This is a genomic window from Haladaptatus sp. HS23 (genome assembly GCF_056892285.1).
On record NZ_JBXGLH010000001.1, the window covers coordinates 232,021 to 257,809 of the forward strand.

Annotated in this window: 29 protein-coding genes; 13 read left to right on the plus strand and 16 right to left on the minus strand. The window is 62.4% G+C overall.

Features of this window, described 5'->3' with window-relative positions; translation table 11 throughout:
- Positions 1-7 precede the first annotated feature (7 nt).
- From gcvPB to AC1XDK_RS01270, 5 genes are all read right to left on the minus strand, one after another.
- Positions 8-1,429 (minus strand): aminomethyl-transferring glycine dehydrogenase subunit GcvPB, encoded by a 1,422-nt coding sequence (gcvPB, locus tag AC1XDK_RS01250; RefSeq protein ID WP_483347962.1) that lies wholly within the window; start codon positions 1,427-1,429, stop codon positions 8-10.
- Positions 1,429-2,769 carry an aminomethyl-transferring glycine dehydrogenase subunit GcvPA gene (gene gcvPA, locus AC1XDK_RS01255; protein WP_483347963.1) on the minus strand — a complete coding sequence of 447 codons (1,341 nt, stop codon included), beginning with the start codon at positions 2,767-2,769 and terminating at the stop codon, positions 1,429-1,431. Before gcvPA ends, gcvPB begins: the two co-directional genes overlap by 1 nt.
- A 253-nt stretch (positions 2,770-3,022) precedes the next feature.
- Positions 3,023-3,406, minus strand: coding sequence for a glycine cleavage system protein GcvH (gene gcvH, locus AC1XDK_RS01260; RefSeq protein WP_483347964.1), 384 nt, complete (start codon positions 3,404-3,406; stop codon positions 3,023-3,025).
- The gene (gcvT, locus tag AC1XDK_RS01265; protein ID WP_483347965.1) at positions 3,406-4,500 is read right to left on the minus strand and encodes a glycine cleavage system aminomethyltransferase GcvT; all 1,095 of its coding nucleotides are present in this window, start codon (positions 4,498-4,500) and stop codon (positions 3,406-3,408) included. Before gcvT ends, gcvH begins: the two co-directional genes overlap by 1 nt.
- Positions 4,501-4,588: 88 nt before the next feature.
- Positions 4,589-4,756, minus strand: coding sequence for a hypothetical protein (locus tag AC1XDK_RS01270; RefSeq protein ID WP_483347966.1), 168 nt, complete (start codon positions 4,754-4,756; stop codon positions 4,589-4,591).
- 73 nt (positions 4,757-4,829) lie between these two features.
- Here AC1XDK_RS01270 and AC1XDK_RS01275 point away from each other — a divergent pair, with 73 nt between their 5' ends.
- Entirely contained in the window at positions 4,830-5,273 is a 444-nt protein-coding gene (locus AC1XDK_RS01275; RefSeq protein WP_483347967.1) for a hypothetical protein, read from the plus strand.
- Here AC1XDK_RS01275 and AC1XDK_RS01280 read toward each other — a convergent pair.
- Positions 5,249-5,443, minus strand: a complete 195-nt coding sequence (locus tag AC1XDK_RS01280) for a hypothetical protein (RefSeq protein ID WP_231185075.1) — start codon at positions 5,441-5,443, stop codon at positions 5,249-5,251. The genes AC1XDK_RS01275 and AC1XDK_RS01280 overlap by 25 nt on opposite strands.
- 174 nt (positions 5,444-5,617) lie before the next feature.
- Between AC1XDK_RS01280 and AC1XDK_RS01285 the strand changes: the two genes are divergently transcribed.
- Positions 5,618-6,376 carry a plastocyanin/azurin family copper-binding protein gene (locus AC1XDK_RS01285; RefSeq protein WP_483347968.1) on the plus strand — a complete coding sequence of 253 codons (759 nt, stop codon included), beginning with the start codon at positions 5,618-5,620 and terminating at the stop codon, positions 6,374-6,376.
- 33 nt (positions 6,377-6,409) lie between these two features.
- On the opposite strand, the gene AC1XDK_RS01290 is transcribed toward AC1XDK_RS01285, so the two are convergent.
- Both AC1XDK_RS01290 and AC1XDK_RS01295 read right to left on the minus strand, forming a co-directional pair.
- The gene (locus tag AC1XDK_RS01290; RefSeq protein WP_483347969.1) at positions 6,410-8,104 is read right to left on the minus strand and encodes a Na+/H+ antiporter; all 1,695 of its coding nucleotides are present in this window, start codon (positions 8,102-8,104) and stop codon (positions 6,410-6,412) included.
- Positions 8,105-8,261: 157 nt separating this feature from the next.
- Complete coding sequence (locus AC1XDK_RS01295) at positions 8,262-9,836, minus strand: S8 family peptidase (protein ID WP_483347970.1); 1,575 nt, start codon at positions 9,834-9,836, stop codon at positions 8,262-8,264.
- A 212-nt stretch (positions 9,837-10,048) separates the two neighbouring features.
- Here AC1XDK_RS01295 and AC1XDK_RS01300 point away from each other — a divergent pair, with 212 nt between their 5' ends.
- The 6 genes from AC1XDK_RS01300 to AC1XDK_RS01325 all read left to right on the plus strand — a co-directional run bounded on the left by AC1XDK_RS01300 (position 10,049) and on the right by AC1XDK_RS01325 (position 17,417).
- The gene (locus AC1XDK_RS01300; RefSeq protein WP_483347971.1) at positions 10,049-10,531 is read left to right on the plus strand and encodes an NYN domain-containing protein; all 483 of its coding nucleotides are present in this window, start codon (positions 10,049-10,051) and stop codon (positions 10,529-10,531) included.
- A gap of 57 nt (positions 10,532-10,588) precedes the next feature.
- The gene (locus AC1XDK_RS01305) at positions 10,589-11,437 is read left to right on the plus strand and encodes a TatD family hydrolase (protein WP_483347972.1); all 849 of its coding nucleotides are present in this window, start codon (positions 10,589-10,591) and stop codon (positions 11,435-11,437) included.
- Positions 11,438-11,650: 213 nt separating this feature from the next.
- The gene (locus AC1XDK_RS01310; RefSeq protein WP_483347973.1) at positions 11,651-12,232 is read left to right on the plus strand and encodes a DUF2150 family protein; all 582 of its coding nucleotides are present in this window, start codon (positions 11,651-11,653) and stop codon (positions 12,230-12,232) included.
- Between the two features lie 44 nt (positions 12,233-12,276).
- Entirely contained in the window at positions 12,277-14,757 is a 2,481-nt protein-coding gene (locus tag AC1XDK_RS01315) for an Ig-like domain-containing protein (RefSeq protein ID WP_483347974.1), read from the plus strand.
- A gap of 81 nt (positions 14,758-14,838) precedes the next feature.
- On the plus strand, positions 14,839-16,176 hold the full coding sequence (gene hmgB, locus AC1XDK_RS01320) for a hydroxymethylglutaryl-CoA synthase (protein WP_483348902.1): 1,338 nt from the start codon (positions 14,839-14,841) through the stop codon (positions 16,174-16,176).
- Positions 16,177-16,313: 137 nt separating this feature from the next.
- A complete protein-coding gene (locus tag AC1XDK_RS01325) occupies positions 16,314-17,417 on the plus strand; it encodes a DUF7351 domain-containing protein (protein WP_483347975.1) in 1,104 nt (367 codons plus the stop codon).
- 11 nt (positions 17,418-17,428) lie between these two features.
- Here AC1XDK_RS01325 and AC1XDK_RS01330 read toward each other — a convergent pair whose 3' ends face one another.
- The 4 genes from AC1XDK_RS01330 to AC1XDK_RS01345 all read right to left on the minus strand — a co-directional run bounded on the left by AC1XDK_RS01330 (position 17,429) and on the right by AC1XDK_RS01345 (position 20,013).
- Positions 17,429-18,229 carry an archaeal proteasome endopeptidase complex subunit alpha gene (locus tag AC1XDK_RS01330; protein WP_483347976.1) on the minus strand — a complete coding sequence of 267 codons (801 nt, stop codon included), beginning with the start codon at positions 18,227-18,229 and terminating at the stop codon, positions 17,429-17,431.
- Positions 18,226-18,843, minus strand: a complete 618-nt coding sequence (locus tag AC1XDK_RS01335) for an Ntn hydrolase family protein (RefSeq protein WP_483347977.1) — start codon at positions 18,841-18,843, stop codon at positions 18,226-18,228. The genes AC1XDK_RS01330 and AC1XDK_RS01335 overlap by 4 nt, the downstream gene beginning before the upstream one ends.
- Before the next feature lie 48 nt (positions 18,844-18,891).
- Entirely contained in the window at positions 18,892-19,194 is a 303-nt protein-coding gene (locus tag AC1XDK_RS01340; RefSeq protein WP_483347978.1) for a hypothetical protein, read from the minus strand.
- A gap of 111 nt (positions 19,195-19,305) precedes the next feature.
- On the minus strand, positions 19,306-20,013 hold the full coding sequence (locus AC1XDK_RS01345; protein ID WP_483347979.1) for a helix-turn-helix domain-containing protein: 708 nt from the start codon (positions 20,011-20,013) through the stop codon (positions 19,306-19,308).
- Positions 20,014-20,305: 292 nt separating this feature from the next.
- Between AC1XDK_RS01345 and AC1XDK_RS01350 the strand changes: the two genes are divergently transcribed.
- Positions 20,306-20,917, plus strand: coding sequence for a metal-dependent hydrolase (locus AC1XDK_RS01350; RefSeq protein WP_483347980.1), 612 nt, complete (start codon positions 20,306-20,308; stop codon positions 20,915-20,917).
- A gap of 24 nt (positions 20,918-20,941) precedes the next feature.
- Positions 20,942-21,427, plus strand: a complete 486-nt coding sequence (locus AC1XDK_RS01355; protein ID WP_483347981.1) for a GNAT family N-acetyltransferase — start codon at positions 20,942-20,944, stop codon at positions 21,425-21,427.
- A 20-nt stretch (positions 21,428-21,447) separates the two neighbouring features.
- Here AC1XDK_RS01355 and AC1XDK_RS01360 read toward each other — a convergent pair whose 3' ends face one another.
- The 3 genes from AC1XDK_RS01360 to AC1XDK_RS01370 form a co-directional block, all read right to left on the minus strand.
- Positions 21,448-22,035: a GNAT family N-acetyltransferase gene (locus tag AC1XDK_RS01360; RefSeq protein ID WP_483347982.1), complete on the minus strand. Its 588-nt coding sequence runs from the start codon at positions 22,033-22,035 to the stop codon at positions 21,448-21,450.
- Between the two features lie 86 nt (positions 22,036-22,121).
- Positions 22,122-22,355 (minus strand): DUF7385 family protein, encoded by a 234-nt coding sequence (locus tag AC1XDK_RS01365; RefSeq protein WP_483347983.1) that lies wholly within the window; start codon positions 22,353-22,355, stop codon positions 22,122-22,124.
- Positions 22,352-22,957: a GNAT family N-acetyltransferase gene (locus tag AC1XDK_RS01370; RefSeq protein WP_483347984.1), complete on the minus strand. Its 606-nt coding sequence runs from the start codon at positions 22,955-22,957 to the stop codon at positions 22,352-22,354. The genes AC1XDK_RS01365 and AC1XDK_RS01370 overlap by 4 nt, the downstream gene beginning before the upstream one ends.
- Positions 22,958-23,098: 141 nt before the next feature.
- Between AC1XDK_RS01370 and AC1XDK_RS01375 the strand changes: the two genes are divergently transcribed.
- Together AC1XDK_RS01375 and AC1XDK_RS01380 are read left to right on the plus strand one after the other, a co-directional pair.
- The gene (locus AC1XDK_RS01375; RefSeq protein WP_483347985.1) at positions 23,099-23,830 is read left to right on the plus strand and encodes a bacterio-opsin activator domain-containing protein; all 732 of its coding nucleotides are present in this window, start codon (positions 23,099-23,101) and stop codon (positions 23,828-23,830) included.
- Between the two features lie 133 nt (positions 23,831-23,963).
- Complete coding sequence (locus AC1XDK_RS01380) at positions 23,964-24,197, plus strand: HalOD1 output domain-containing protein (protein WP_483347986.1); 234 nt, start codon at positions 23,964-23,966, stop codon at positions 24,195-24,197.
- Positions 24,198-24,310: 113 nt separating this feature from the next.
- On the opposite strand, the gene AC1XDK_RS01385 is transcribed toward AC1XDK_RS01380, so the two are convergent.
- A complete protein-coding gene (locus tag AC1XDK_RS01385; RefSeq protein WP_483347987.1) occupies positions 24,311-24,760 on the minus strand; it encodes a pyridoxamine 5'-phosphate oxidase family protein in 450 nt (149 codons plus the stop codon).
- 90 nt (positions 24,761-24,850) lie between these two features.
- Here AC1XDK_RS01385 and AC1XDK_RS01390 point away from each other — a divergent pair, with 90 nt between their 5' ends.
- Positions 24,851-25,738: a PhzF family phenazine biosynthesis protein gene (locus AC1XDK_RS01390; RefSeq protein WP_483347988.1), complete on the plus strand. Its 888-nt coding sequence runs from the start codon at positions 24,851-24,853 to the stop codon at positions 25,736-25,738.
- The last annotated feature ends 51 nt before the right edge of the window (positions 25,739-25,789 follow it).

Sequence of the window (25,789 nt, forward strand, 5' to 3'; positions counted from 1 at the left end):
CAGGGTATCAGTCGTCCAGCGCGTGCCACGAAAGCCGCAGGTTCCGTGCCGCGCTCGCTTGGTCAATGCGCTTCGCGGTGGTCTTCTGCGGTGCGGCTTCGAGCGTCTCGTCGTCCTCCTCGATGACGGCGTTGAACGCGTCGGCGAGTTCGTCCAGCGTCTCGCGATTCTCGATTTCCGTCGGTTCGGTCATCAGGGCCTCGGAAACGATTTCGGGCCACTTCGTCGTCGGGGGGTGGACGCCGTAATCGAGCATCCGTTTCGCCACGTCGGCGGCATCTTGGTCTCCTGCGCTGGCGACGAACTCGTGGTGGAACGGCGAGAACGGCACCTCGTAGTCGATTTGGGAGGCGAGGTAGTTCGCGTTGAGGACGGCCTTCGCGCTGGCGTCGCTCAATCCATCGTCGCCCAGTCGGGCGATGTAGGCGTAGGTTTTGATCAACACGAGCCAGTTACCCGTAAAGCCGTGAACCTTGCCGATGGTGTGTTCGGGGTCGAAGCGCTCGTACGTTCCGTTCGTCTTTTCGACCCGCGGCGCTGGCAGGAACTCGGCCAGTTTTTCGCCGACACCGATGGGACCGGCACCGGGGCCACCGCCGCCGTGCGGCGTGGCGAACGTCTTGTGGACGTTGTAGTGCATGATGTCGAAGCCCATGTCGCCGGGGCGGGCACGGCCGAGAAGGGCGTTCAGGTTCGCACCGTCGTAGTAGAGCAGGCCGCCCGCACCGTGGACGATTTCGGCGATTTGCTCGATGTCACGCTCGAACAACCCGAGCGTGTTCGGGTTCGTGAGCATGAACAGCGCGGTGCTTTCTCCGACCGCGGCTTCGAGCGCCTCGATATCGACACGGCCGTCGTCGGCGCTGGGTAATTCGACCACGTCGTACCCGCCGAGTGCCGCGCTCGCGGGGTTGGTGCCATGGGCGCTGTCGGGGACGATGATTTCCGTCCGCTGGTCGCCTTGGCCGTTCGCCTCGTGGAAGGCCTTCGCGACGAGAATTCCGGTGAACTCGCCCGCCGCTCCCGCGGGAGGTTGGAGGCTGACCGCGTCCATTCCGCCGATTCGACCGAGATAGTCCTGCAAGCCGTACAGGAGTTCGAGGGTTCCCTGCACGCTCTCCGCCGAACGGTCGGGGTGGACGCTCGCACCGGGGAGCGCGGCCACGTCCTCTGTGAACTTCGGGTTGTACTTCATCGTGCAGGACCCAAGCGGGTACGGGCCGCTGTCGATGCCGTAGTTCATCTGGCTCAGCCGGGTGTAGTGGCGAGCCAATTCGGGTTCGGAAAGTTCGGGCAAATCGAGACTATCGCGGGTCAACTCGTCGGGGAGCGACGACTCGATTTCGACCTCCTTTCCGTCCTTCTCGGACAGGAGCGGTTCGTACAAGTTCTCCTCGTCGTGTTCCCACTTCGCTTGTGTGTACTCCATTATTTCGCCACCTCCGCAAACAGCGTGACGAACTTGCCGACGGCGTGTTCGTTCACGTCGGTTACACAGACCTGTACCTCGTGTTCGCCGACTTCGTGGACCGCGAAGCCGCGTTCCTCCAAGTCAGCGACGATGGGGGGTGCGGGTTGGTCGGTGTGGACGACGAACTCGCGGAAGTGATGGCGGTCGTCCACCGGCGCTTGCACGCCGCTGATGTCGTCGAGTCGCTCGGCGAGGTCGTCGGCCAACGTGACACATTTCTCGGCCAACTCGATCAACCCGGACGACCCGAGATACGCGATGTGCATCGCGGTTCGGAGGGCGACCCACGCCTGATTCGTACAGATGTTCGACGTCGCACGCTCACGGCGGATGTGTTGTTCGCGCGTCTGGAGGGTGAGCGTGTAGGCCCGGTTCTCATCTCCATCTTCACTGACGCCGACGAGTCGGCCCGGGACCTGTCGAACGAACTCCTCGCGCGTGGCGAACAGGCCGAGTCCCATCCCGTAACTCGTCGGTAGGCCGAGCGTCGCGGCGTCGCCGACGACCACGTCGGCACCCACCGCGGCGGGTTCCTGTAACAGCGCGAGCGCGACGGGGTCGGTACCGAGACAGAACAGCGCATCGTTATCGTGTGCGAGGGTACCGATTTCCGTGAGGTTCTCCTCGATGGTCCCGCGCGTCGTCGGGTTCTCGGCGTAGACGAGGACCGTCTCCTCGTCTATCGTCTCGGCGAGCGAGTCGAGGTCCACGTTTCCGTCGTCCATCGCGTACTCGTCCACGACGAGTCCCGGCCCGTCGGTGTAGTTTTCGAGGACGTTCCGTCGTTCGGAGAGGAGCGAATCGGGAACGAGAACGCGGTTGCCGCTGGTTTGTCGCACGCGTGCGGCGAGGAGTGCCGATTCGGCCAGCGCCGTCGCGTGGTCGTACATCGAGGCGTTGGCGATTTCGAGGCCGGTCAACTCGACCAGCATCGACTGGTACTCGAACAGCGCCTGCAGGAATCCCTGCGTGACCTCGGGTTGGTACTGGGTGTACGAGGTCAGGAACTCCGACCTGTCCGCGAGGTGGTCGACCAACGAGGGGACGTAGTGACTGTAGTGGCCGCGCCCCAAAAATTCCGTCAGATTGCGGTTCTCACCGAGCGTTCGCTGCAACTCGCGGCGGGTCGCCTGTTCGGTGCGCGTGTCGATGCCGAACTCGCCGTCGAAGCGAACCGATTCGGGAATGTCGAAGAGGTCTTCGACGCTCTCGACACCGACAGCATCGAGCATCGTCGCCGTCTCTTCGGCCGTGTGCGGTGCGTACGGGCTTCCCGTACTCGCGTTGCCTCCGGTCATTGATTCCGGCTAGGGAGCGCACCCTTTTAATATGCGAGGAAAGCGACCGGGGGAGTTGCACGTTCGTGTATATAACACACATATCGACGGCATGAAAGGCGGTAAAGTATGCACGAAAGCGCAAACGAAGCCGGAACAATCCCGGTTAGTCATTCGGGTTTCATCGCCGTTCAACGACCGCGTTCGACCGCCTGCGGCCGCTCAGCTATCATCGCGACGTCGGCTGAAAAAGCGGGCGACTCGTCGGAGAACGTTACTCTATCTGCTCGCGGTACTCGTCCGCGGAGAGGAGGTCGTCCAGTTCGTCCTCGTCGTCGAGTTCGACTTCGAGCATCCACCCGTCGCCGAACGGGTCGTCGTTGACGAGTTCCGGGGTGTTCTCCAACTCGTCGTTCACGGCCGTGACGGTTCCGGAAACGGGCGAGTAGAGGTCCGAAACCGCTTTGATACTCTCGACGACGCCGAGGTCGCCTTCCTGTTCGAGTTCGTCACCTTCGGAGGGGAGTTCGACGAACACGACGTCGCCCAGTTCGTCCTGTGCGAAGTCGGTGATGCCGATTTTCCCGGTTCCGTCGTTTACTTCCACCCATTCGTGCGATTCAAGATACTTGCGGTTTTCTGGTACTTCGAAGCTCATTATTTGTCTTTCAGAAACGGTGTGCTCTCAACCTTTGCTTTTTTCGACTGTCCGCGCACCATCACGCGGATGACGGTTCCGGGGTCCGCGTAGTCCGTCGGAACGTATCCCAGACCGATGGGTTCGCCGAGCGTCGGACTCATCGTCCCGCTCGTGACCGTTCCGATGATGGTGTCTTCGGTACTCGTGATGTCGTAGCCGTGTCGGGGGATGCCCCTGTCCACGAGTCGGAATCCGACGAACGTCTCCTCGACGCCCTCCTCTTTCGCCTGTTCGAGCGCATCACGGCCCACGAACTCCGTATCGAGTTTCACCGTGAAACCTACTTTGGCCTCGTATGGGTTCCGCGGGTCGTTCTCGTAGTCGAAGTCCTGTCCGGAGAGGAGATACCCCATCTCGGTTCGAAGCGTGTCGCGCGCGCCGAGTCCGCAGGGTTGACACTCGAAGGCATCCCAGACGGTTTCGGCCTCGTCCGAGGGCAGGATGAGTTCGAATCCGTCTTCGCCCGTATAGCCGGTGCGGGCGACCCAGCACCGAACGCCCGCGACGCTCGCGTACACCGCTTGGAACTTCGAGAGGTCGGCGAGCGACTCGTCTGCGGCCTCGTTTACCGCACCGGCCGCGTCGGGGCCTTGGACCGCGTACATCGCGTAGTCGTCCGTCGCGTTTCGGATTTCCGCGTCCAAATCCCACTCGCTACGGAGCCGCTTCCAGCGGTCGTGCATCATCTCGTCGTGGCCGGCGTTCGGGATGAACAGGAACTCCGCGTCGTCCTCCTCCGGCAGTCGGTAGAGAACGGTGTCGTCCATGATGATGCCGTTCTCGTCGGTTATCATCGCGTACTGGGAGTCACCGGGCGACAGCTGGGTCACGTCGTTGGTCGTCAGTCGTTGCATGAGACGCTCGGCATCGGGTCCGCTGACCTCTATTTCTCCCATGTGGGAGACGTCGAAGATGCCGACGGAGTGCCGGACGCTCTCGTGTTCTTGCTTTATCGAATCGAACTCGACTGGCATGTCCCAGCCGCCGAACTCGGTGAACGTCGCGCCCCGCTCGTCGTGTCGGTCGCGCAACGGCGGTTTCCGAAGGGGCATACCCGAACCCTCGAAGCGTAGTAAGTAATGTTTTGTTTTCTCCCCCGCGACTGCCGGGGTCGATTCGAGACCGTAGTCTACTGGCTTTTCACGCCGGCTCGACGACGATTTGACCATCCCGCTTCTTGAATACGAGCCGGTCGCCCTCCTTCACTTCCTCGCCTTCCTCCTCGAACTCCTCTCGAACCGCCTTGATGAGACTGATTCGCCAGCGTTGTGTTACGGTCGTGGTGCCGAGTATCTGTTCGGACGTCATCTACACCCCCCTAGGTAATCGGTACCATTATGGATTTGTAGCTATTTCGGTTATATAGTCACATATGACTATAATGACACAACGCCGCGTTCGTCGGATACACGAGAGGGAGTCGAGGTGCGTCCTCGTCCGTGGGTGGGAGTCGCCGCTCGAACCACTCGATACCGTCGTCGCGTTCGATGCGGGGTTCGTCGCGACGTACCGAGGGGACGCCCCGCATCTTCCCGTCTACGTCACGACGGCGAAGGAGGACGGACGGGCACGACGACGGTTTAATACGCAAACGCTGCTGGACGCCACCGACTACGTGGCACAAGCGCTCTCCGATACGGCGTTCGAGGCCGTTTGGCTTCGCCAACACCCGCATTTGGTCGATTGTCTGCATCCGGTTCGCGTCGGCGCGCTCGAACGGCGCTTAGCCGAGACGGCCGACAGGTCCGGGACGACGCTGGTGACGTGGACGGACGAGACGACGCCCGCCAACGACGCGGTTTACGACGACATCGTCGAGTCCTGAAGTCGGTCGAACAGTCGCGTCGGGTCCCCATCGACGTCGGTACTCTCACAGGCCGGACATTGGACACAGAACGACCAGTCACACGGCGTCGCGTCCGTATTCGTAACACGAGCGGCGACGTCGAGAAGCAAGACGAACGAATCGGAGTGTCCACAGTTTTGGCAGTTCATGGATAGCGGACCGACTGGTGGATTCACGTTGTCGGCCGTCACGGAGTGGTCCCGTTTCGCTACTTGAACGTTCGGGTCGTCAGGAAGGGGAGGAAAACTATTCGATTTTCAACAACTGGGAACCGGATACCGGTATTTTTTGCCGCAGACGTGTAGGTATCCCTGTCCTTTCACATGACCCCCAAACACGACAGACGGACGATAATGAAAGCGACCGGCGCGTTGGCCCTCGGAATGTCCTTCGGTGGCTGTCTCGCGCTCGGTCGACCCGATTCGAGCGGCGACGATTCCGAGGCGGACGTCACGGTGACCATCGGCAGGAGCGGAAACCTCGGGTTCGACCCCCGAGACATCACGGTTCTCCCCGGAACGACGGTGGAGTGGGTGTGGGACTCCGACACCCACAATATCTACGTGGACGACCAACCCGAGGGCGGGAACTGGCAGGGGACGCCCGGCGAGGTATCGGAGGTGTACGACGACGGCTATCGCTACACCCACACCTTCGATGTACTCGGCAGATACGAGTACTACTGCGCCCCGCACAAGGCGGCGGGGGCAACCGGTTCGGTCACGGTCGCCGAATCGAAGGACGGCGACGCGGAACCACCGGGAAACCACGCGACGAAAGCCGACCTCCCGGTCGAAGTAGGTCCCGACGGGAACCTCGAATTCGCACCCGGTACGGACCGTCCGCTCGCCGTCCCCGTCGGAACGGAAGTCGCCTTCGTCTGGAAATCGGACGACAACAATCTCGTCGTCGACGAGCAACCCGACGGCGCGAACTGGCGGGGAACGCCAGGTGGGTCGAGCAAGCTCTACGACGAGGGGTACGAGTACGGTCACACCTTCGACGTTCCGGGGTTCTACAGATTCCACAGCGTGCCGTACGAGAGCGCGGGGATGGTCGGCAAAATATACGTCACGGAGTAGTCCTCCGACGATTCCCATCGTTTTTCCGTCGCGTCAGTCGTTGCTGGGTGAGAAGTCGAGACCGTATTCGGCCGCGCGGGCGCGCCAGAACTCCTCGTAGGCTTCGTTATCGGGGTCGTCGCGGACGGTACTCTGGCCGGTGTCGACGCGGTCGAGTTTGAGGTCAACCTCTTGGAGCAGTCGTTCGCCGATGTCGTCGCTGATGACGCCCGAGTGGGTTGCGTCCATGATGGCGCTCTTTTCCTGTTTGAGGACGCGGCGTTCGCCGACGAGGAGTTCTTCGCGGCGGAGTTCGGGATTCTCCCGGAGTAGACGGGAGATAGCGGAGTTCAGGTCGTCCTTTTCTTTCTCGTACTCGCCGCGGAAGTCATCGTACACGTCACCCGGAAGGTCGCCGCGGTTGTGCAGGCGCTCCGCGGCGTTGAGCGCGGAATCGACCGCACGCGCACGCCCGAGGAGGAGTTCGTATAGCTCCTCCGTTTCCGTCCGCGTAATGATACCGAGGTAGTCGAGGAGGTTGCTCATCGACAGCCCCTGGACGACGAGGCTGAACGCCGCGACGCCGAACACCATCGAGCGAAGTTCGCTGATGTGCGGGAAGTTGCTCGGAAGGCCAAGCACTAGCGCGATGGGAATCGACGCGTGAAGCCCACCCCACACCATTACGTGCTGGTAAGAGAACGGGATGTCGCGCCGACTAAACCGGTTGACTGCCGCGGTGAAGGGATAGACCGTGAGGGTGCGGACGAAGATGGTGAGGACGATGGCGATGGCGATGAGTTGCCAGTTGTCCACCATCTGGTGGATAGGCGTCTTCGCGCCGATGAGGACGAAGATGAGGGTGTTGACGAGGAACGCGGCGGTGTCCCACGTGTTGAACACGGAAATCTTCGTCTGGGGGCTCATCGCGTACTCCGCGCCGCGGTTGCCGATGAGCAGTCCCGCGGTCACGGTGGCGATGACGCCGCTGACGTGGAAGTAGTGTTCCGCGAGCAGGAAACTGCCATAGGCGAGGATGAGCGTGAGGACGATTTCGGTCATGTGCTCGTCAAGATTGACCATGACGCGGTAGATGAGGTAGCCGGCGGCGAGGCCGACTATCAAGCCGCCGAGACTGGCGACGATAATTTCGAGACCCGTATTGACGAGGACCTTCGGCGTGATGAGTTCCGAGAGTTCGGTATTATTCTCTATCGAGTCTTTCACCAGAAGGAAGAGCGCGGAGAAGACGACGACGCCGACGCCGTCGTTGAGCAGGCTCTCACCCTCGACCAACACGGACAGTCGGTCGGGTGCGCCGAGTTCCTCGAACAGCGCCAGCACCGAAACGGGGTCGGTCGGGAGGATCATCGCGGCGAACAGCGTGGCGAGTAGTAGCGGATAGCCGAACGCGTAGTGACCCAGCACCCCGAGAACGAGAATCGAGACGATGAGTCCGGGAACGGCAAGGACGAGCACCGGGACGAGGTTCTCGCGGAAGCTATCGAGGTCGGTGGTCGCCGCGCCCTCGAACAGGAGCGGCGGGAGGAGTACGAGGAGGATGAGGTCGTGTGTCAACGTGATGTCGATGTTGATGCCGAGCACCGAGACAGCGAGACCCGCGAGGAGGAGGGCAATAGTGTACGGAAACCGTCCGACTTTGGCGACGAAGATACCCACGCTCGCCGCGATGATGAAGACGGCGAGGAGGTTGATGAGTCCGGCGGTGATTCCAGTCGGCGCAACCATGGGCGACGATTTGTCGTAACAACGGATAAACCGAATGGTAGAATCGCGGGAAAGATTCGCATTCGGAGTCGCCGTGGTCGGTGGTCGGCGGTGGATGACGACCGGCGTTTCCACTCACGGGGAAGCGGCGGGAGAAGGGACCAATTGAAGAGGGGATTTACTGGTATTCCGTGATGGTCACGGTGTAGCTGCCCGACCCGCTGTAGGAATCGACGTCGATTTGGAGATCCGTCGAGGTGTCGGGGCTGTCGATGGTGACCGTCTCTTGGCTGTTCGTGCTGGTGGACGAGTAGTCGTAGTTGCTCGGGCTCGCGGCGCTCGTCGTCCCCGTGTTGAGATAGAGGTCGAAGTCGGCACCGCTCGGGCCGTCGAGTTCCACGACGATTTGACTCGGGCTGCTGTACTCCCACGACCACGAGTAGTCGTCGTAGTCGGCGTAGCTCGAGAGCGAGCCGCTGACCGAATCCGACGTGGAACCGCTTCCGCCGTCGCCACCATCGCCACTACCGGGTTGGGTGGTGACGGCGTTGTAAGCGTCGACGCGGCCACTGCCCTGCTTGTTCGAGGAGAGGCCCACGTCGACGGCCGTGTTCTTGAGGTGGCTTCGAAGCTCCGAGTTGGTGAGGTCCCACTGGGAGAGCGTCAGACCGGCCACACCGGCGACTACGGGTGTCGCCATCGAGGTGCCGGAGAGTTTCTCGTAGGAGCCGCGCGTCTCGGTGGTCGTCGAGAGGATGTCCACGCCGGGCGCACAGAGTTCGACCTTGCTACCGTACTGGGAGAAGGAAGCGAGGTTTCCGTTCGAGTCGATGGCGGAGACGGCGAGACATTCGCTGTATCCCGCCGGGTACGAGACGCTGCTCGACCCGTCGTTGCCCGCCGCACAGGCGATGAAGACGCCGTTGTTGGACGCGTACGTGACCGCGTTCTTCATCGTGCTCGTGTAGCCACCGCCGCCGAGGGACATGTTGATGACGTCGGCACCTTGGTCCGCGGCCCAGCGGATGGCGTCCGCGATGTCAGACGTGGAACCGCTGCCGCCCTCGTCGAGCGCACGGCCGTTGATGAGCGAGGAGTTACCCTGCCCGGCGACGCCGGTGCCGTTGTCGATGACGCCGGCGGCGATGCCGGAAACGTGCGTCGCGTGGTATTCGTCCTGCGGCACGTCCGGGTACGGGTCGCTGTCGTCGTCGGCGAAGTCCTTGCCGGGGTTGGATTTGTAGTTTGCCGCCAGGTCGGGGTGGTCGTACTGTGCGCCCGTGTCGACGACGGCGATGGTGACGTCCGAACTGCCGAGGGTCGTGTCCCACGCGTCGTCGGAGTTGACCATCTGTGGCGCGTACTGCTGGCCGAATTTGGGGTCGTCCGGCGTGAGGAGTGACTCGTGCGTCGCGTTCTCCTCCGCGTATTTGATGCCGTCACGCTGTTCGATGGCGTCCATGAAGCTCCGTCGAGCGGAGTCGGACATCGCACTCGGGAGTTTCACCGCCACGTAGCGCAGGTGTTCGTTCTTGTGAACGACGTTGACGTCCATCGGTGCGTTCTGCGTGACGGCCTGTTCGATGTCGCCGTGACCGGCCGAGACGCCGACCAGAATCTCGTCTTCTTTCGGTCCCGGACTACGACCCGGCGTCGCCACCGTAACGCCGCTAAAGGCCGCCGCCGCACCGACTGCACCGGTTGCTTTGAGGAATGTACGCCTGTCGAATCGCGATGTGTTGTCGTCTGCCATACGGCGAGTTGACAAAGCCAGCATACACATTTAAATTTTATTCATTGTAGTTCATGAAATCTTTTTATTTGAAACGATAAATAAATACGAAGTTCATAGGAACTAATCATAGAATCAGGTTATACTATATGGAAATAATACGGGATGGGTCGAAACCCCGAACACGAGAACGAATCGCCACCGCTATGTCCCGCTGTCGTTTAGCTCGGTGCATGAGCGGCGGCTTGCGGTCTCTCCACGAGGAAGACGACGACGAACACGACCGAACGGTGGCGCTTTTCGTCGACGGTCCGAACGTCCTTCGGGACGACTTCGACGTCGATTTGGACGACGTTCGAACCGCCGGACGGCAGCTCGGCCAACTCGCGACGACCCGTCTCTATCTGGACGAACACGCGACACCGGGACTGATTCAGGCGGCGGAAGCGCGCGGGTTCGAGGTCGTTATCACGAGCGGCGACGTCGACGTGAAACTCGCCATCGACGCGACGGAACTCGCGCTCGACGAGCGCGTGGACGTTCTCGCCATCGCATCGCGCGACACGGATTTCAAACCCGTCCTCGAAAAGGCGGCGCGAAACGGCATCCGAACGGTCGCCATCGCGCCCGGCGAGTACGGGCGGTCCGACGCGCTCCAGAACGCAGCCCACGAGGCGTTCGTCATCGAGGACGAGGACGCAGAGCCGGACGAATAGACGACCGAGGCGAGGGCGAACCACGGGCGTTTTTTCCGTGGGACTCAACGTAGACGTATGAACGACCTCGGGACGCCGGTACTCGACGACCACCTTCATTTGGACCCCGACCACGGCCGTGGCCTCGAAGCGGTCAAGGATTTCGCGCGGAGCGGCGGCACACACCTCCTCGTCGTAAACAAACCCTCGTGGCTGCTCGGCGTCGAGGCGGAATCGGACGACGACTTCCGACCCGTCTTCGACACGACGGTCGACGTCGTTTCGCGCGCAAACGACATTCTCCCAGGACGCGCGTGGCCCGTCCTCGGCGTCCACCCCGGACTCGTCTCGAAACTCGTGGACGAACGCGATTACTCGGCCGCGGACGCGCGTGACCTGATGCAAGCCGGACTCGAAGTGGCGGCCGAATACGTCGCGGACGGGCGTGCCCTCGCCCTGAAGTCCGGACGGCCACACTACGACGTGACCGACGAGGTCTGGGACGCGTCGAACGCGGTCCTTCGACGCGCGCTGGAACTCGGCGCGGAAACCGGATGCGCCGTCCAACTGCACACCGAGGCGACGGAGGACCTAACCGAAGTGGCGGAGTGGGCACGGGCGGCGGGGTTGGCACCCGAACGCGTCGTCAAACACTACGCGGGCGGCGAACTGGCGGGCGTGACGCCGAGCGTGATGAGCGACAAGGACCGCCTCGAACGCGCCGCCGAGCGCGGGGACCCGTTCCTGATGGAGACGGACTTCATCGACGACCCCGACCGACCCGGCGCAGTGATGGGGCCGAAAACGGTGCCACGCCGCGTCTCGTGGATGCAGGAGCGGGACTACGACGAGGCGATTCGGACCGCACACGTCACCACACCCGAACTCGTTTACGGGGTAAATACCGAAGCGACGCTTTCCGACTGAGGCGACTTTTACCAGCCGGTTATCCATTTCGGCGACATTTCCGCAGAGAGAACAGCGACCCGCATTTCGTCCCGTTCGGTCCGAAACGCCCCTTCTATCGGGTTGGGCTGTTTCCGAGCCATCGTTCTATCATTTTTCCCATCGTTTCAAACCGCTTCGCGCTCCTCAGGCCGCCTCGGAGGATTTATGAATCGTGCTACGCACGGAAGAGGTATGAGCGCTCCTCCAGAGGAGTTTTACTCCGAAGAACGCTGGCAGAACTGGCTGGACAGAATAAAGGACGAGGACGTCGACCCGGAGAACGAGGATTCCGCGCGTCTCCTGCTCAACCTGCAGGACGACGTGGCCATCGCCGTCGCCAAAATCGTCACCGCGTACGACGACGAGGACATCGACGAGGAGACGGCCCTCTCGGAACTCACCGACATCCGCGAGACCGTCCTCGGCGAGGTCGATTTCGAGGACGAGGAGAAAGCGATGCTCATCGACGGCGTCCAGACGAGTCTTCTATGCGTGTTCTACGCCTCGGAGGAGTACGTCGCACACGGACCCGCCGAGGACGCACCCGTGGAGGAGTACATCCGCGAAGCGGAAAAAGCCGAATCGGCCGAGGATTTGGACTCGGCTCTCGGTCTCGTCGCGGCGGGCGGAACCCGCATCTTCGACGGCGACGAACTCGACATATCAGTGATGGAGGAGATGGAGTACGGCCTCGTTACGGAGTGGGCGAACGGTCTGGACAGCCTTCAGAGCGCGATGAGCGACCCGGAACTCGTCGAAGAAGACGACGAGTGAAAGAGTAACAGGTTTTTTATCCTTTTCCCGTATCTGTCCCATCCATGACGTTCCGGTCCGACGACCGTGGCGTGACCGTACAGGTGGGAACGGTTCTCCTGTTCGCCACGCTCGTCGTCGCCATGTCGCTGTATCAGGCGACTGCCATCCCGAGCCAAAACGAGGGCGTTGAGTTTCGACACAACGAGCGGGTGCAGGGTCAGATGCAGGACGTGCGAAACGCCATCCTCCGAACAGGTGCGACCGGAACGAGCCAACCGGCCACCGTAACGCTTGGAACGCAGTATCCGGGACACGTTCTCTTCGTCACTCCGCCGCCCGCGTCCGGGACGCTTCGAACGACCGACCCCGAAACTCTCTCCGTCGAGAACCTCACCGCCATCGACCCGGAAACGAAGGAGTATTTGAATGGGAGCACGCTCTCGTTTTCGACACGGGCACTCGTCTACGCCCCGAACTACGACCAGTACGGCAACGCACCCGACACGGTGTACGAGAACTCCGTCGTCTACAACCGGGGCCGGGACGGGAACGCGACACTGACCGACCAGCAACTGATTCAGGGGAAACGGATTACACTCGTTACGCTCGCCGGAAATCTCTCGCGGACCCAGTCCGGTGCGATAAGCCTCGACCCGCGAGCGCCGAGTCCATCGACGGAAATGCGCACGATTTCCGTGTGCTCGACCGAGCACAATCCGGTGATTCGCGTGCCGACGAACCTGAGCAATGAGACGTGGAACCGGTTGCTCGCGGACCAGAAAGCCGAGCACGTGAAAACGGTCGAGAAGGGGACCGACGGCACGATTGCCATCTCGCTCGAAAGGAACGTCACCTACGACCTTCGAATGGCGAAGGTCGGCGTGGGGTCGGGTACTACGGAGACGGAGGCGGAGTACATCACGAACGTCAGTCCGAAGAACGTGTCTGTCGACGGAACGACGACGCTCGTCGCGGAGGTGCGTGACGAGTACAACAATCCCGTGAGCGGCATCGGCGTGACACGAAACGACACCGGGGAAAACGAGACGACGGACGAACGGGGTCGCGTGGGGTTCAAGTACGACGCCCCCGCGTCCGGCACGGAGACGGTTACGCTTTCCATCGGTGACAGTAGCCGAGAACAGGTGTCGTTCGAGATGAACATGGATGAGGGAACGACCCTGGCATCCGGTTCGTACTACACGGTCAAGTGGCAAACCGACGAGTTCGCCGGAAGCGGCGTCTCGGACTGTAGCGGATTCGACACCTGTGTGAACGTGAGCGAGAGAACGAACGTTACGCTCCCGGTCCGCGTGGCGGCGGATGAGGGTCCGATTACGTCGGCGACGGTCGATTACGCCGTGAACGACTCGACGCTGGCGACGGTTACGACGAACGGCGAGACAGCGGCCGACGGGTCCAACACCACCACGCTGCACGTAGAGGACGCTCGGAACGGCACGGTCACGGTGTACGCGGCGAGCGGGGACGACGTCGACAGCGCAACCATACGATTAGTGAAACCGCCCAACTCCTCGGATAACGGAAGTGGCGGTGGCGGCGGCCCCGCGAACCTCAGTTACGTCGTGACGGACAACACCGACATCAGCGGAAACAGCGTTCACTACGAGATATCGTACGACGTGTCCAACGCCGGGTCGTCGTTCGATTACGTGCGGGTCGACTTCACGAACCTCGACGAACCGGAGTTGACACAGACCAACGTAACGAACGACACCGCTCGGGGACTCGTCCGATACGACGCCGGATACGGTCAGGGCGACACGTACAACATCACGATACAGGTGGTCGCAAAGAACGGAAGCGTCCTCCGTTCGGCGTCGGTGGTAGACCAAGCCGACAGCACCAACCCGGACGGAAACGGTTCGCTCGGTGGGGAGTCCAGTCCGGCGCTCGCCGGACGGTGGATAACCGACCAAAGCGACAACGAAGACGGAGGGGTGTATCAAGCCTCATACAACGTGACCAACCGGAGCACGTTCGGCCACATCGAAATCGAGTTCCGGAACATCGACCACGACTGGGCGACCCGGACGAAATCGTCGAACGCCTCGCGTGGACGGGTGTTCTATACCCGAAGCGGTGCCGACGGAGACGAGTACGAAATCATCTTCCGCGTCTACGACACGTCCGGCGTGAAAGTCGATGACGTGACGGTTTCGGACGACTCCGACGGCGTCGAACCGGCCGGGAACGAAAAACTCCGGAACGATTCGAGTCCGAAACTGACGAACGTCGCCGTGGACGACCGGAGTTCGCCGTACGACTCCTCGTTCGAGGTACAGTACGACGTCTCCGACCCGGCCGGAACGTTCGGAAGCGTCGAAGTCGAGTTCCACGACCTGACTGCGGACCTGAGCCGTGAGAATCACACGCGTACCACGCCGAGCGGGACGGTTCAACTGGAGGAGTACGCGGACCACGGCAACAGCTTCGAAATAATCGTCCGAGTGTACGACGAATCCGGTGCCCTCGTGGACGTACGGAAGGTCAACGATACCGGAGACGTGACGGACTCCTGATTCGAACGCACTGCGTTTCGACAGCCGTCGATACTTTCATCGACAAACACTTATAGCACGTTAGACAACGTGATGGCAAGAATGACAGCCGTCGGTATCGACGCAATCGAAATCTGGACGGGAAAGCTGAAACTCGACCTCCCTGAAACGGTCGCACCGGTAAAGGACAATGACCCGGCGTACTACACGAAGGGATTGGGGCTGAACGCCAGTTCGTTCCCCGACGCGTACGAGGACATCGTGACGATGGGCGCGAACGCGGCTCATCGACTGATGAAGCGCAAGGGACTGACGCCGGACGACATCGGTCGCATCGACGTGGCGACCGAAAGCGCGTTCGACAACTCGAAGCCCGTTTCGACGTACATCGCGGGATGTCTCGAACAGGTGTACGACGGCGACTTCCACCACGCGAACAAAGGTGAACGCAAGTTCGCCTGCATCGCTGGAACGCAGAGTCTGGACGACGCCTACAACTGGATAAAGGCGGGCCGCAACCGCGGACGCTCCGCGCTCGTCATCGCGACGGACACGGCGCTGTACGCCCGTGGCGACCCCGGCGAGGCGACGCAGGGTGCCGGTGCCGTGGCGATGCTTATCAGCGAGAACCCGTCCCTCGTCGAACTCTCGACCGAACAGGGCTACGGCAGCGCCGACGAGACGGACTTTCTGAAGCCCAACCAGCAGTTCCCCAGCGTGGACGGCAAACGCTCCATGCAGGTCTACCTCGCTCGCATGCGCGAGGCGTTGGAGGACTTCGAGCGCGCCGGTGGGGAAACCCACCCCGGCGATTACGTCTTCGGCCCGTACCACACGCCCTTCCCGGGAATGGTCCGCAAGGCGGGGCTGTTCGCGTTCCGTCACACCATTCGGGACACGGACATCGAGGAGGAACTCGCCGCCGAAATCGGCCGCCAACCCCGCGAGCAGGATTACGACGACCGAGAGGAGTTCGAGGAGGCCATCAGCACGTACATGGACGACCTCAAGGCGACTGACCAGTATCAGGAGTGGTACGCGAACACCATCGAACCGACGCTTCGCATCTCGCGTGAAGTCGGGAACTGGTACACCGGGTCGGTTCACATCGCCCGCGCCTCGGCGCTCCAGTACGCCGCCGAAAACGACATGGAAATGGTCGGCAAGAAGCTCCTCGTCGGGTCCTACGGGAGCGGTGCACAGGCCGAAATCCACGCCGAAACCGTCCAGGACGGCTGGGAAGAGGAACTCTCCCAACTCAGCATCGACGAGCAGGTTCGGAACCGCTACGACCTGACTTACGACGAGTACGAGCAGGTCCACGACCGGCACAACCACGACAAGCGCGTCGAACTCGACGACTTCACGGAACCCGAAAACGAGTTCGTGTTCACCGGTCGCGGCGAGATGGACGAGCGCATCTACGAATACGTCGAGTAAGCCGCCGAAGCGCGGTTTTCGTCCCGTTCCGTTTTTCGACTTCCTTCCGACAGCAAACGACTTATCCGCGTAGCACCCGTCCGTGCGACCAAGCAACACGCGCTCGACGTCGAAGTACACCGACGGTACCCATCGAAATGACCGAAACAGAGTCGACACGGACGGGAGACGAACTGCCCGAAACCATCGGAACCGAACCGCAAGAGGACGGCGACCCGACGGACGCGTTCGCGGTTCTCGGCAACGAAGTCCGAATGGCCGCGCTTCGCGCGCTGTTGGACGCCGAGGCGGAGGGCGAGGAGACACTCGCCTTCTCGGAGTTGTTCGAGGCGACGTCGGCGGACAACACGGCGGGCTTTTCCTATCATCTGCGGCAGTTGACCGACCATTTCGTTCGAAAGACGGAGCGGGGGTACACCCTGACCTACGCCGGGCGGGAAATCGCGCGGGCGATTCGCGCCGGAACGTACACCGACAGCGTGGATTTCGACCCCATCGCGGTGGACGACCCGTGTCCGTTCTGCGGAGAAGAACAAATGGAGGCACACGGCGAGGACAACTACGTCGTCGTCGAATGCCGGGCGTGCGAACGCCCGACGCTCACGCTACCGTTTCCACCCGGAGGTCACCGAGGTTTCGCAGAAACCTCGCAAGTGAACGGTGAAATCGCCGAGCAAAGCTCGGCGGTCAGCCAGACAGAGTCTGGCGAAATTGCCGAGCAAATCTCGGCAGTCAGCCAGACAAAGTCCGGCGAAACCGAGAGCCACCGCGCACACGACCCTGAGGGGCTTCTCTCGGCGTTCGACCGCCACCACAGACATCGCCTCTCGCTGATGGCCGACGGCGTCTGTCCGGAGTGTAGCGCCCCGGCGAACGCCCACGTCGGATATCACGACGCCGACGAGGGCAACGAGGAAGCGGCGGAAGACACCGAGAGCCACCGCCGTCCGCAGGTCCGGTTCGACTGCGAACGCTGTGGTTGTCGCCTTCGTTCGCCCGTGACGCTCGCGGTGTTGGAACATCCGGCGGTCATCTCGTTCTACCATCGCCACGGAATCGACGTGCGTGAGCGCCCCGTCTGGAACGTGGGCGACGAGTGGCGCGAGCGCGTCGTCTCCGAGAACCCGTGGTGCGTTCGGGTTTCGACGGAACTCGACGGCGACGTCCTCGCGCTGTTCGTCGCGGAAAATCTGGAGGTCGTGACGGTTCGAAAATCGACGGCGGGGCAGACGGCCTCGTAGGGGAACGCGTTTTACGACGCCTGCTCGTCCAACAGGTCAAGCGAATCGAGTGTTTTCCGCCGAGCGTCCGCGTCGAGCGCCTGGTACGTGGGCGCGACGGTCGCAACCGACACCTCCTCGGGAGCGAGCGAGCCGTCTTCGGCCGCCGCGAGCGCCGAGAGGGCGAGTTCGACACCGGACTGAACCGAACTCTGAGTGTCGTAGTTTGCTTCGAGATACTCCTGAACCGTGTCGTCGTTCGCGCCGATAGCCGTCGCCCGCCACTCGTGCGGCGTCCCCGAGGGGTCGGTTTCGAAGAGGCGCGGTTGCGGGTCCTCGTCGGCGATGGAGGGTTCGACGTCGTCTCGCGGAGTGGACCCGCTCGCTTGCTGCGTCGAACGTGGTTCGACGCCACCCACCAACAGCGCCGCGCCGAACGGGCGTGCGCCGCCCTGCTGGGTGAACTCTTGAACGTGGTCCGTAACGGCCTTGGTGAACGGGTCCACGCCGATGGGTTCGCCGTAGCGCAGGCGGTCGGTCTGTGCTCGCCGACGGCCGAAGTCCACGAGGCGGCGGGCGTCGGCGACGTGACCCGCACTGGCGACGCCGATGTGGTCGTCTATCTTGTGAAGTTTCTCGATACCCTCGGCTTCGAGGAGGGGTGAGCGGACGTGCTTTCTCGCGGCCAAGACGACGCCGTCCCGAGCGCGAACGCCGACGCTGACGCTGCCGCGGCGGACCGCTTCGCGGGCGTACTCGACCTGATACAGTCTGCCGTCGGGCGAGAAGATGTTCGTCCCGCGGTCGTAGGCCTGCTGTTGCTGTCCGTTCATGCTGCCACCTCCGTGTACTCGTCGTACGCGTGGATTTCGACGCCGTCCGAGGTGACGGTCGCTATCGTCATGCCGTTCCCGCTGGCGGTATCGCGCTGGGTGGCGCTCTCGATAGCGTCGGCCGCGACGCGGCGGGCGTCGTCGATGGAGAGGCCGGGTTCGTACTCGCGTTCGAGGACGCCGTAGGCCAGTTGCATCCCGCTTCCGGCCGCGACGTAATCGTCCTCCATGACGCCACCGGCACCATCGAGGCTGTAGACGTGCGGGCCAGTTGCATCGACGCCGCCGAGCGTCGGTTGTCCGGCGCGGTAGGGACCGTTGCGAAGCAGATTCCCGGCGAGCGTCGAGAGCGCGGCCATGTCGATGGGCGTGTCCCGGCGCGTTTCGTACAGGGAGGCTTCCGCACGGAGCGTACGGATGAACGCCTGCAGGTCGCCGACGCCACCGGCCATCGTCACCGCGGCCGTCGAATGAATCTGTTGGATTTTTTGAGTTTTCTTGTTCGAGACGAACCGGCCGCCGAGGCTGGCCCGGCGGTCCGCGCCGAGGAGGACGCCCTCCTCGGTCGTCAGCGCAACCGTCGTCGTCCCTGTCTTGACTATCGTATCGGACATGGAGAGAGGAAGGGGGTGAGAACGGAAAAGTGTTAGCTAAAATATATTTTAGCTCGTGTCGGGTATCTCCCATTCGAGCATCTCGTTGACGTCACCGGACAGCGGCCCCTCGACGAGCGTTCGAAAGGCTCCGCGCCCCGCGAGCGTTCGGAGGTGAGTGACGAACTCCCGCCACTCGGCGGCGCAGTCGGTGTGGAGGAACCAGCGGTTGGCCGTCGGACGGTGCTCGGGCGGGCGGCGGTCGGGCGGCGCGATTTGGACACAATCAGTCGGATTATCGACTCTTTCATCACACCACGGGCAAGTGGAGACGATCATCTCGATCCTCTCCCGTGATTCCTTCGTACTCATTACATGATATAGACACATCAGAGATGATTCATTCCTGTCCTTCACCACGCCATCCTTTAAGATATCAGCGACCCGTTACAGTCAGAATAGGAGAATGAACGCGGACGGTCGTCACGGCGCGAGTTCGCGCATGGCGTCCAACATGGTCTCCTTCTCGCAGTCCGTCACTGCGAGCGAAAACCCGTCCAGTTGGGCCATCTTCGGCGCGTGCTCCCAGAGTTCGTCCGGGTCGATACCGTGGAGGACGACGGCGTTCGGCGTCGGGGTGACGACGCGCATCGCGACCAAGGGCGATTCCCCCCGCGTGACGTTCGTGAAGACGAGTGCACGGTTCGTGCTCTGGCCGAAAAGTCGATAGAACTCCTCGCTGGAGAGGCGGGAAATAGCCTCGATGCTATCGATGACTGTGTGTCCGGTGATGCCCGCCGAGGTTCCCTGCGCGAGTTCCGTCGCGTCGATGGCGTCGTAAAACTCGGAGAGGGGGACGCTCGTCGGATACTCACGCAAGTCGTTGACGATGCTGCTGTCGAATCCCGCGGAGAGGACGCGGGCGTACTGTCGGATTCGGTCGCCGCCGCGCTGTTCGTCGATGTCGAGGAGCGCCGTGACGGTCCGACGAACGACGCCGATTCCCGGATTCTCGCGACGGCCGCTCTCGTAGTCGGAGATGACCGACGAGGAGACGTCGAGGTGGTCTGCGAGTGCCGTCTGGGACACGTCGAAGTCGGTGCGCCACTTGCGGAGCGTCGCTCCGGGGTCGTCGCTCAGCGTGATTTCGCCCGCGATTTGCTCGGCGAGCGTCCGGCGCGCGTCTGTCATGTCTTCCGATGTGGGAGAGTCTCCGAAAAGCGTATCGAAACCGACCTTCGACGGGTGTCGAAATATCGCGTCAAGGAGGGTGCCGGGAGAGCGACGAACGATACGCTCCCAATCACCCGTCGGGAAGCGGGTCGTCGATACCGCAATATCGTTCCCGTCAAAATCGCATCGGATACGACCCGATACAATCGGTTCCAGTTGGGTCGCCAACCGGTGCCATCCGAAAGTACGCTCGCCCTACGGTCCCGGATTCCACCAAACTACTTTCCCGGGTGCTGCCGTCCATCGTCCGATGCCATCGACGGTGGTACACGTCGCGGTGGGGGCGCTGCTCGCCACGTCGCTCCTCGCGGAGCACTTCGACACGCGGGCGGCGCTCGTGGTACTCGCCGCCGCCGCGTTCCCGGACCTCGACACGCTGCTCGGCTTGTGGATAGAGGGCGGACACAGAGCCATCTTTCACAACCTCCTCCTGCCGACGGTCGTCGGAATCGTCCTCCTCGCGGACCTACTGGGGGAGAACCGAATCGGTCGACGGTGGGGCGCGTACGGCGTTCGCGTGGCGTGGGTGAGCCTCGTCGCGTTCGTCGTCGCGGGAATCGGTCTCGACCTCGTAAAAAACGGCGTGAACGTGTTCTATCCGATTCACGACCAGTTCTACAGCGTTTCGGGAAAGATCAGCGTCTCGAACAAGCACGGACTCGTCCAGACGTTCCTCCAACCGAAGAGCCGCGGAACGACCCACACGACGCACTACGACACCGGATTCGACCTCGCACAGGGTCCAGACCCGCGGAACGAAGAGCGCGTGTTCCCCATCGTTCGAAGCGGGCGACAACTGCTTCTCGGCGCGATGAGTTTCGGAATCTTCGGTTTCCGGGTCTGGGAGTCTCGTAACAAGTAAGCCCCTCTCACACCGACGGAACGTATGGAGATTCGACCCTACGAAGAAAACGATACCGAGGAGTTCTGGAAACTGAAACGCGCGTTCGAACTCGGACTCGGCGCGGGGACCGGCGGCGACGACAAGCAAACGGTGTACGAGGGCAAACTGACCGAGGACTACCGCGAGCGATATCTCTCCTGGGTGGAGTGGTGCGTGGACGATGACGAACGGTGCGTCATCGTCGCCGATACGGGCGACGAGTTGGCGGGCTACGTCTTCGTCCTGCCGGAGGAATTCGCGTTCGTCTGGGACGCCGCCGTCCTGAACGAGATTTACGTTCGACCGCCCCATCGCGGGACGGGCATCGCCGACGAGTTGATGGACGCCGCCGTTTCGTTCGCGGACGACCAGGCGCTCCCGCTCGACCGCCTCGTCCTCGACGTCGACCGCGAAAACGACCGCGCCGGTGCCTTCTACGACCGCCACGGCTTCGAACACTGGGGAGAGATGGTCGCGAAAAAACTGTAGGTCGTCCGCTCGCCTCCGATTCACACCGTTCGCTCGCGCCACTCCTCGCGGAGGAGGCCGTACTGCACCATGTCGCGGTGCGCGCCGTCGACGAACATGTACTTTCGGCGGCGGCCCTCCTCGGTAAAGCCGAGCGATTCGAGCAGGCCGCGGGAGGCGTCGTTGAAGTCGTACGCCTCCGCGCCCACCGCCGGGACGTCGTACGTTCGAAAGACGTAGTCGATGGCGAGCGAGACGGATTCCGTGCCGTAGCCCTCGCCGTGAACCGTCGGAACCAACCAGTAGCCTAATTCAGGGCGCTTGTAGTCGGCGTCGGTCACGTTCACCTGCCCGATTCGGGTCACGTCGCGTCCGTCGTCCCCGGTAGCGGCCGTTTCGGCGTTCGTGTCTGTGCCGTCCCGCGCCGCCCCGTCCTCCAAACAGACGAGGAACCGGTCGGCATCGTCCTCCTCGTGGTGGTCCGCGAGTTGCCGCCGATTCATAACCGGGTTGCCCATCGGATGGCGAATCTCCCGGTTCGCCAACGCGCGTTGGACGAACGGAACGTCTTCCTCTTCGACCGTTCTGAGTGTGACTCGCTCGCCGCTGGTGATACGTGCGCCCGGCATGGAATCGAGTTCGAAAATCCAACAGTTAACGGTTGTGAACGCCGGGACGCGGGAACGACGAACGGACGAGTGATGGAAACCAGCGGTCAGTCGTGGATGAAAAGCAGCGTTCGGCCGTCCTCGCGGACGACACAGAAGCGCATCGAACCGGTCGGCTGAAAGCTGTGGGCGCGTTTCTCCGTCGTGAACACCTCCTCGAACGGTTCGTCGCACGCCGGACAGGCGACGGCGTCCCGGTTTTCGAACAGGGAACTGTGTCCGGCATCCTTCTTCAACTTCAGGCGATGGCGAACCGCATGGACGTCGAACCCGTCTGTCACGACGTCTCACCCGCACGGCGCTCTTCCCACTGTTCGCGCGACACGGTGAACCGATGGGAGTCACGGACTTCGTCGCCGACCGGGTGCCAGTTTCGGAGGATGCCGTCGTACTGTCCGCCGTATTCTTCGACGTACTTCTCGATGGCGCGCCGCGATTTCGTGTTGCCCGCGAGATGTTCGATGGCGGCGAGTTCCAAATCGAGGCGGTCGAACGCCAGTTCCAGCAACGCGCCGGCGCGCTCGCCGGAGTAACCGCGGCCCCAGAACGGTTTTCGAAGCCACAGGCCGAGGGTTCCGGTTCGCTTCTCCCAGTCCACGTGTAATCCGGTGGTCCCGGCGATTTCGCCCGCGCCGTCCTCGCCCTCTCGAAGCGTGATAACGTACTCCGCACCGGTCGCTTCGTCTCGGTTCTTTTCCGCCCAGTCGATGAACTCCTCCGTCTCCTTCGGGGTGGCGTGCGGGTCCCACGACAGGTGTTCGGTTATCTCGTCGATGTCCGGCGCGTCGTGGCCGACGTACCGATACAGTTCGAACACGTCGACGTTCTCGTGGGTGATGGCCTCCAACAGGAGGCGGTCCGTCTCGATTCGCTCGGGGAACATGGTGCGAAGGTGACGGCAAATCGAGAAAAGGTTTCCGAGGCCGTGTGTTCGTTTCACATGGTTCCCCGCCGGTCAGCGTTTGCACGTTATGCTTTCGCATGTCACAGAGTCTCTAATCGTCTTCGACCCGTACCACCGCTAATGACCCCTCATCAACCGCCCCAATCGGAAGCGGTCGAATTGGTCTTCTCACTCCGCGACGAGCGATGTTTCTTCATCGTCGCCTCGGAGCGAGCGGGGTGTGAATTCGTCGGCGAGCGGGCGGTTCATCGGTCGGACGGGAACATGCTCGAATTCTTCACCGTTCGCGGCGCGGCATCCGAAATCGTCCTCGACATCGTCGCCGACCTTCCGTCGGTTCTGGACGCCCGCGTCGTGAGCGACCACGAGGACACCGCGTTGATGGAGTTCGTCGTCACCGAACCCTGTATGGCCGCGACGTTGGCGACCACGGACGCGGTGATACGGGAGATTCGGGCCGAGGACGGAGAGGCACGAGTCGTCGCCGACGTTTCACCACACGGCGACGTCAGGGAGGTCGTAAATCGGGTTTTCGACCGCCACGGCGATGCCCACCTCCTGTCCAAGCGAACGCTCGGGGATACCCTTCCAGGCCTCTCGAATATGTCTCAAAAAGAACATCTGACGGCGGGGTTGACGGACAAACAACTCACGGCGGTCGAAGTCGCAACGCGGGAAGGATACCTCTCGTGGCCCCGCGAGAGTACCGCCGCCGAATGTGCGGCGGTGATGGGCGTTTCCCAACCGACGTTCAGTCAGCACCTCTGGACGGGACTGGAGAAGTTGCTCCGCTCCCTGTTCGGTCCGGACGAGGAGGAAAGCAGGGGGACGATGGTGAACGACATCACGTGACAAACCGTTCGACATAGGCGACGCCGTGAGGTGGCTTCGTTTCTCAGACTACAACAGCAGGACCGACACCGACGCCGAATCCATCTGTCGGTCGGATTTAACGATGCATGCTTCAGATCCACACAGAGAACCCATGAACCAACCGCACGGCAACGAATCGATCACCCAAGACGTCGTTCGCGAAGTCGCGGCACGGGCGGACGTTCAACCCAACGAACTCCCACCGTTGTACGACTTCATCGACCCCGACGCCCTCGGCAGAGTGATTCACAGCACCGATGCCGACCTCCAACTGTCGTTTGTGTTCGCCGGATACCGGGTGACTATCGAGGGCAACAGGTCGATTCGAGTCCAGCAGGACGACTGACCGGCCCGTCACTGCGCCGGTCCGAGAACCACGCGTCTACTTCCTTTTATCCCGCTTTATGGTGCGACCGTCCTCCGATATCGTCGAGCGTACGGCACCCCCGGATGGCGGCGTTACGCTTCCGTGTGGGCTTCCTTGCGACTCGTTATCTCCTCGGGACGGAGGTGATAGAACCGGAACGAAACTTCCCGCGAGTCGCGGTCGAACAAGTCCACGAGCGGAATGTCCACCCGTTGCATTCCCTGTGTCACCTCCGAGTCGATGTCCGCTTCCGCCACTTCGTCCAGTTCGCCCGTGGCGATGACGCTCCGCCACCCGTCGTCCGTGTGGTCGTAGGTGACGAACGTGACCGGGGCGCCGACGATGTCCTCGCGTCCGCTGTCCGGACCGACCGCGAGACGGAAATAAAAGTGTGCCTCGGCGGCGTCGTAGCCGTACGACACCGGCACCGAGTACGGAGATTCGTCCGTTCCGGTCGGGAAGGAGATGACCCCCGTTCCGCCGGTCGTGAGAAATTCGTCCCGCTCTTCGTCGTCCATTTGGACGGCTTCGATGTCCCCCATAGCAACCGATGTACGACGTACTGGTCGAAAAAGGTGGGTGGTAGCCGGACCGGGGATACATTCATCCCGTTCGTCGTGCCTCTTTCGGGCATGGCCACCAACCGATTTCACGTGGTGGACGTGTTCGCACGGGAGCAGTACGCCGGCAACCAACTCGCGGTCGTTCACGACGCGGCGTCGCTGACCGACGCGGAGATGCAGGCCATCACCCGCGAGACGAACTTCTCCGAGGCGACGTTCATCGATTCGCCCGATATGCGGGACGGCGGGTACGACGTCCGCATCTTCGACCCGGCCGAGGAGATTCCGTTCGCGGGCCATCCGACCATCGGCACGGCGTTCGTGATACGCGAGTTCGTCCGCGACGACCGTCCCGACGAACTCACGCTCAACCTCGGCGTGGGCCAGATACCCGTCCACGTGGAGCGGGACGATGGCGGGAACGAGACCTTCTGGATGCACCAGATTCCGCCGACGTTCGAGCGGACCTTCGACCACGCGCTCGCCGCCCGCGTCCTCTCGCTCGACGAGGAGGACATCGACCGACGGTTTCCCGTGCAACTCGTCTCCACCGGCCTGCCGACGCTCGTCGTGCCGCTTCGCTCGCTCGATGCGGTTCGACGGGCGGAGACCGACCACGGTCCGTACTACGCGGACCTCATCGAACCGCACGGGAACATGAACGTCGTCCTCTTCGCGCCGGAAACCGAGGACGAAAACGACCTCCACGCCCGCGTGTTCGCCGACTGTGCAGGCGTCCCCGAAGACCCGGCGACCGGCTCCTCGAACGGCTGTCTGGCGGCGTATCTGGTCGAACACGGCTACTTCGATTCGGACGACATCGACGTGCGAGTCGAGCAGGGATACGAGATGGGACGTCCCTCGCTCCTCCACCTCCGCGCGTCGAAGACCGGCGACGACATCGACGTGCATGTCGGCGGGCAGGTGGTTCCGGTCGCCGAGGGGAATCTACTGTAGCGAGTCCGATATCCATGCCGTCGAAGGTCGGCTGAAAATACGCTACCTGCG

Bases quoted from the DNA above. Each gene is read 5' to 3' on its own strand.
- AC1XDK_RS01310 (WP_483347973.1), top strand. From the start codon at position 11,651: ATGAGCGCTCCTCCAGAGGAGTTTTACTCCGAAGAACGCTGGCAGAAC.
- AC1XDK_RS01325 (WP_483347975.1), top strand. From the start codon at position 16,314: ATGACCGAAACAGAGTCGACACGGACGGGAGACGAACTGCCCGAAACC.
- AC1XDK_RS01295 (WP_483347970.1), bottom strand. From the start codon at position 9,836: ATGGCAGACGACAACACATCGCGATTCGACAGGCGTACATTCCTCAAA.
- AC1XDK_RS01275 (WP_483347967.1), top strand. From the start codon at position 4,830: ATGACACAACGCCGCGTTCGTCGGATACACGAGAGGGAGTCGAGGTGC.
- gcvT (WP_483347965.1), bottom strand. From the start codon at position 4,500: ATGCCCCTTCGGAAACCGCCGTTGCGCGACCGACACGACGAGCGGGGC.
- AC1XDK_RS01380 (WP_483347986.1), top strand. From the start codon at position 23,964: ATGAACCAACCGCACGGCAACGAATCGATCACCCAAGACGTCGTTCGC.
- AC1XDK_RS01360 (WP_483347982.1), bottom strand. From the start codon at position 22,035: ATGCCGGGCGCACGTATCACCAGCGGCGAGCGAGTCACACTCAGAACG.
- gcvPA (WP_483347963.1), bottom strand. From the start codon at position 2,769: ATGACCGGAGGCAACGCGAGTACGGGAAGCCCGTACGCACCGCACACG.
- AC1XDK_RS01350 (WP_483347980.1), top strand. From the start codon at position 20,306: ATGCCATCGACGGTGGTACACGTCGCGGTGGGGGCGCTGCTCGCCACG.
- AC1XDK_RS01340 (WP_483347978.1), bottom strand. From the start codon at position 19,194: ATGAGTACGAAGGAATCACGGGAGAGGATCGAGATGATCGTCTCCACT.
- AC1XDK_RS01390 (WP_483347988.1), top strand. From the start codon at position 24,851: ATGGCCACCAACCGATTTCACGTGGTGGACGTGTTCGCACGGGAGCAG.
- AC1XDK_RS01330 (WP_483347976.1), bottom strand. From the start codon at position 18,229: ATGAACGGACAGCAACAGCAGGCCTACGACCGCGGGACGAACATCTTC.
- AC1XDK_RS01290 (WP_483347969.1), bottom strand. From the start codon at position 8,104: ATGGTTGCGCCGACTGGAATCACCGCCGGACTCATCAACCTCCTCGCC.
- AC1XDK_RS01355 (WP_483347981.1), top strand. From the start codon at position 20,942: ATGGAGATTCGACCCTACGAAGAAAACGATACCGAGGAGTTCTGGAAA.
- AC1XDK_RS01270 (WP_483347966.1), bottom strand. From the start codon at position 4,756: ATGACGTCCGAACAGATACTCGGCACCACGACCGTAACACAACGCTGG.
- AC1XDK_RS01305 (WP_483347972.1), top strand. From the start codon at position 10,589: ATGAACGACCTCGGGACGCCGGTACTCGACGACCACCTTCATTTGGAC.
- AC1XDK_RS01385 (WP_483347987.1), bottom strand. From the start codon at position 24,760: ATGGGGGACATCGAAGCCGTCCAAATGGACGACGAAGAGCGGGACGAA.
- AC1XDK_RS01335 (WP_483347977.1), bottom strand. From the start codon at position 18,843: ATGTCCGATACGATAGTCAAGACAGGGACGACGACGGTTGCGCTGACG.
- AC1XDK_RS01315 (WP_483347974.1), top strand. From the start codon at position 12,277: ATGACGTTCCGGTCCGACGACCGTGGCGTGACCGTACAGGTGGGAACG.
- gcvH (WP_483347964.1), bottom strand. From the start codon at position 3,406: ATGAGCTTCGAAGTACCAGAAAACCGCAAGTATCTTGAATCGCACGAA.
- gcvPB (WP_483347962.1), bottom strand. From the start codon at position 1,429: ATGGAGTACACACAAGCGAAGTGGGAACACGACGAGGAGAACTTGTAC.
- AC1XDK_RS01375 (WP_483347985.1), top strand. From the start codon at position 23,099: ATGACCCCTCATCAACCGCCCCAATCGGAAGCGGTCGAATTGGTCTTC.
- AC1XDK_RS01285 (WP_483347968.1), top strand. From the start codon at position 5,618: ATGACCCCCAAACACGACAGACGGACGATAATGAAAGCGACCGGCGCG.
- AC1XDK_RS01280 (WP_231185075.1), bottom strand. From the start codon at position 5,443: ATGAACTGCCAAAACTGTGGACACTCCGATTCGTTCGTCTTGCTTCTC.
- AC1XDK_RS01300 (WP_483347971.1), top strand. From the start codon at position 10,049: ATGAGCGGCGGCTTGCGGTCTCTCCACGAGGAAGACGACGACGAACAC.
- AC1XDK_RS01370 (WP_483347984.1), bottom strand. From the start codon at position 22,957: ATGTTCCCCGAGCGAATCGAGACGGACCGCCTCCTGTTGGAGGCCATC.
- AC1XDK_RS01345 (WP_483347979.1), bottom strand. From the start codon at position 20,013: ATGACAGACGCGCGCCGGACGCTCGCCGAGCAAATCGCGGGCGAAATC.
- hmgB (WP_483348902.1), top strand. From the start codon at position 14,839: ATGACAGCCGTCGGTATCGACGCAATCGAAATCTGGACGGGAAAGCTG.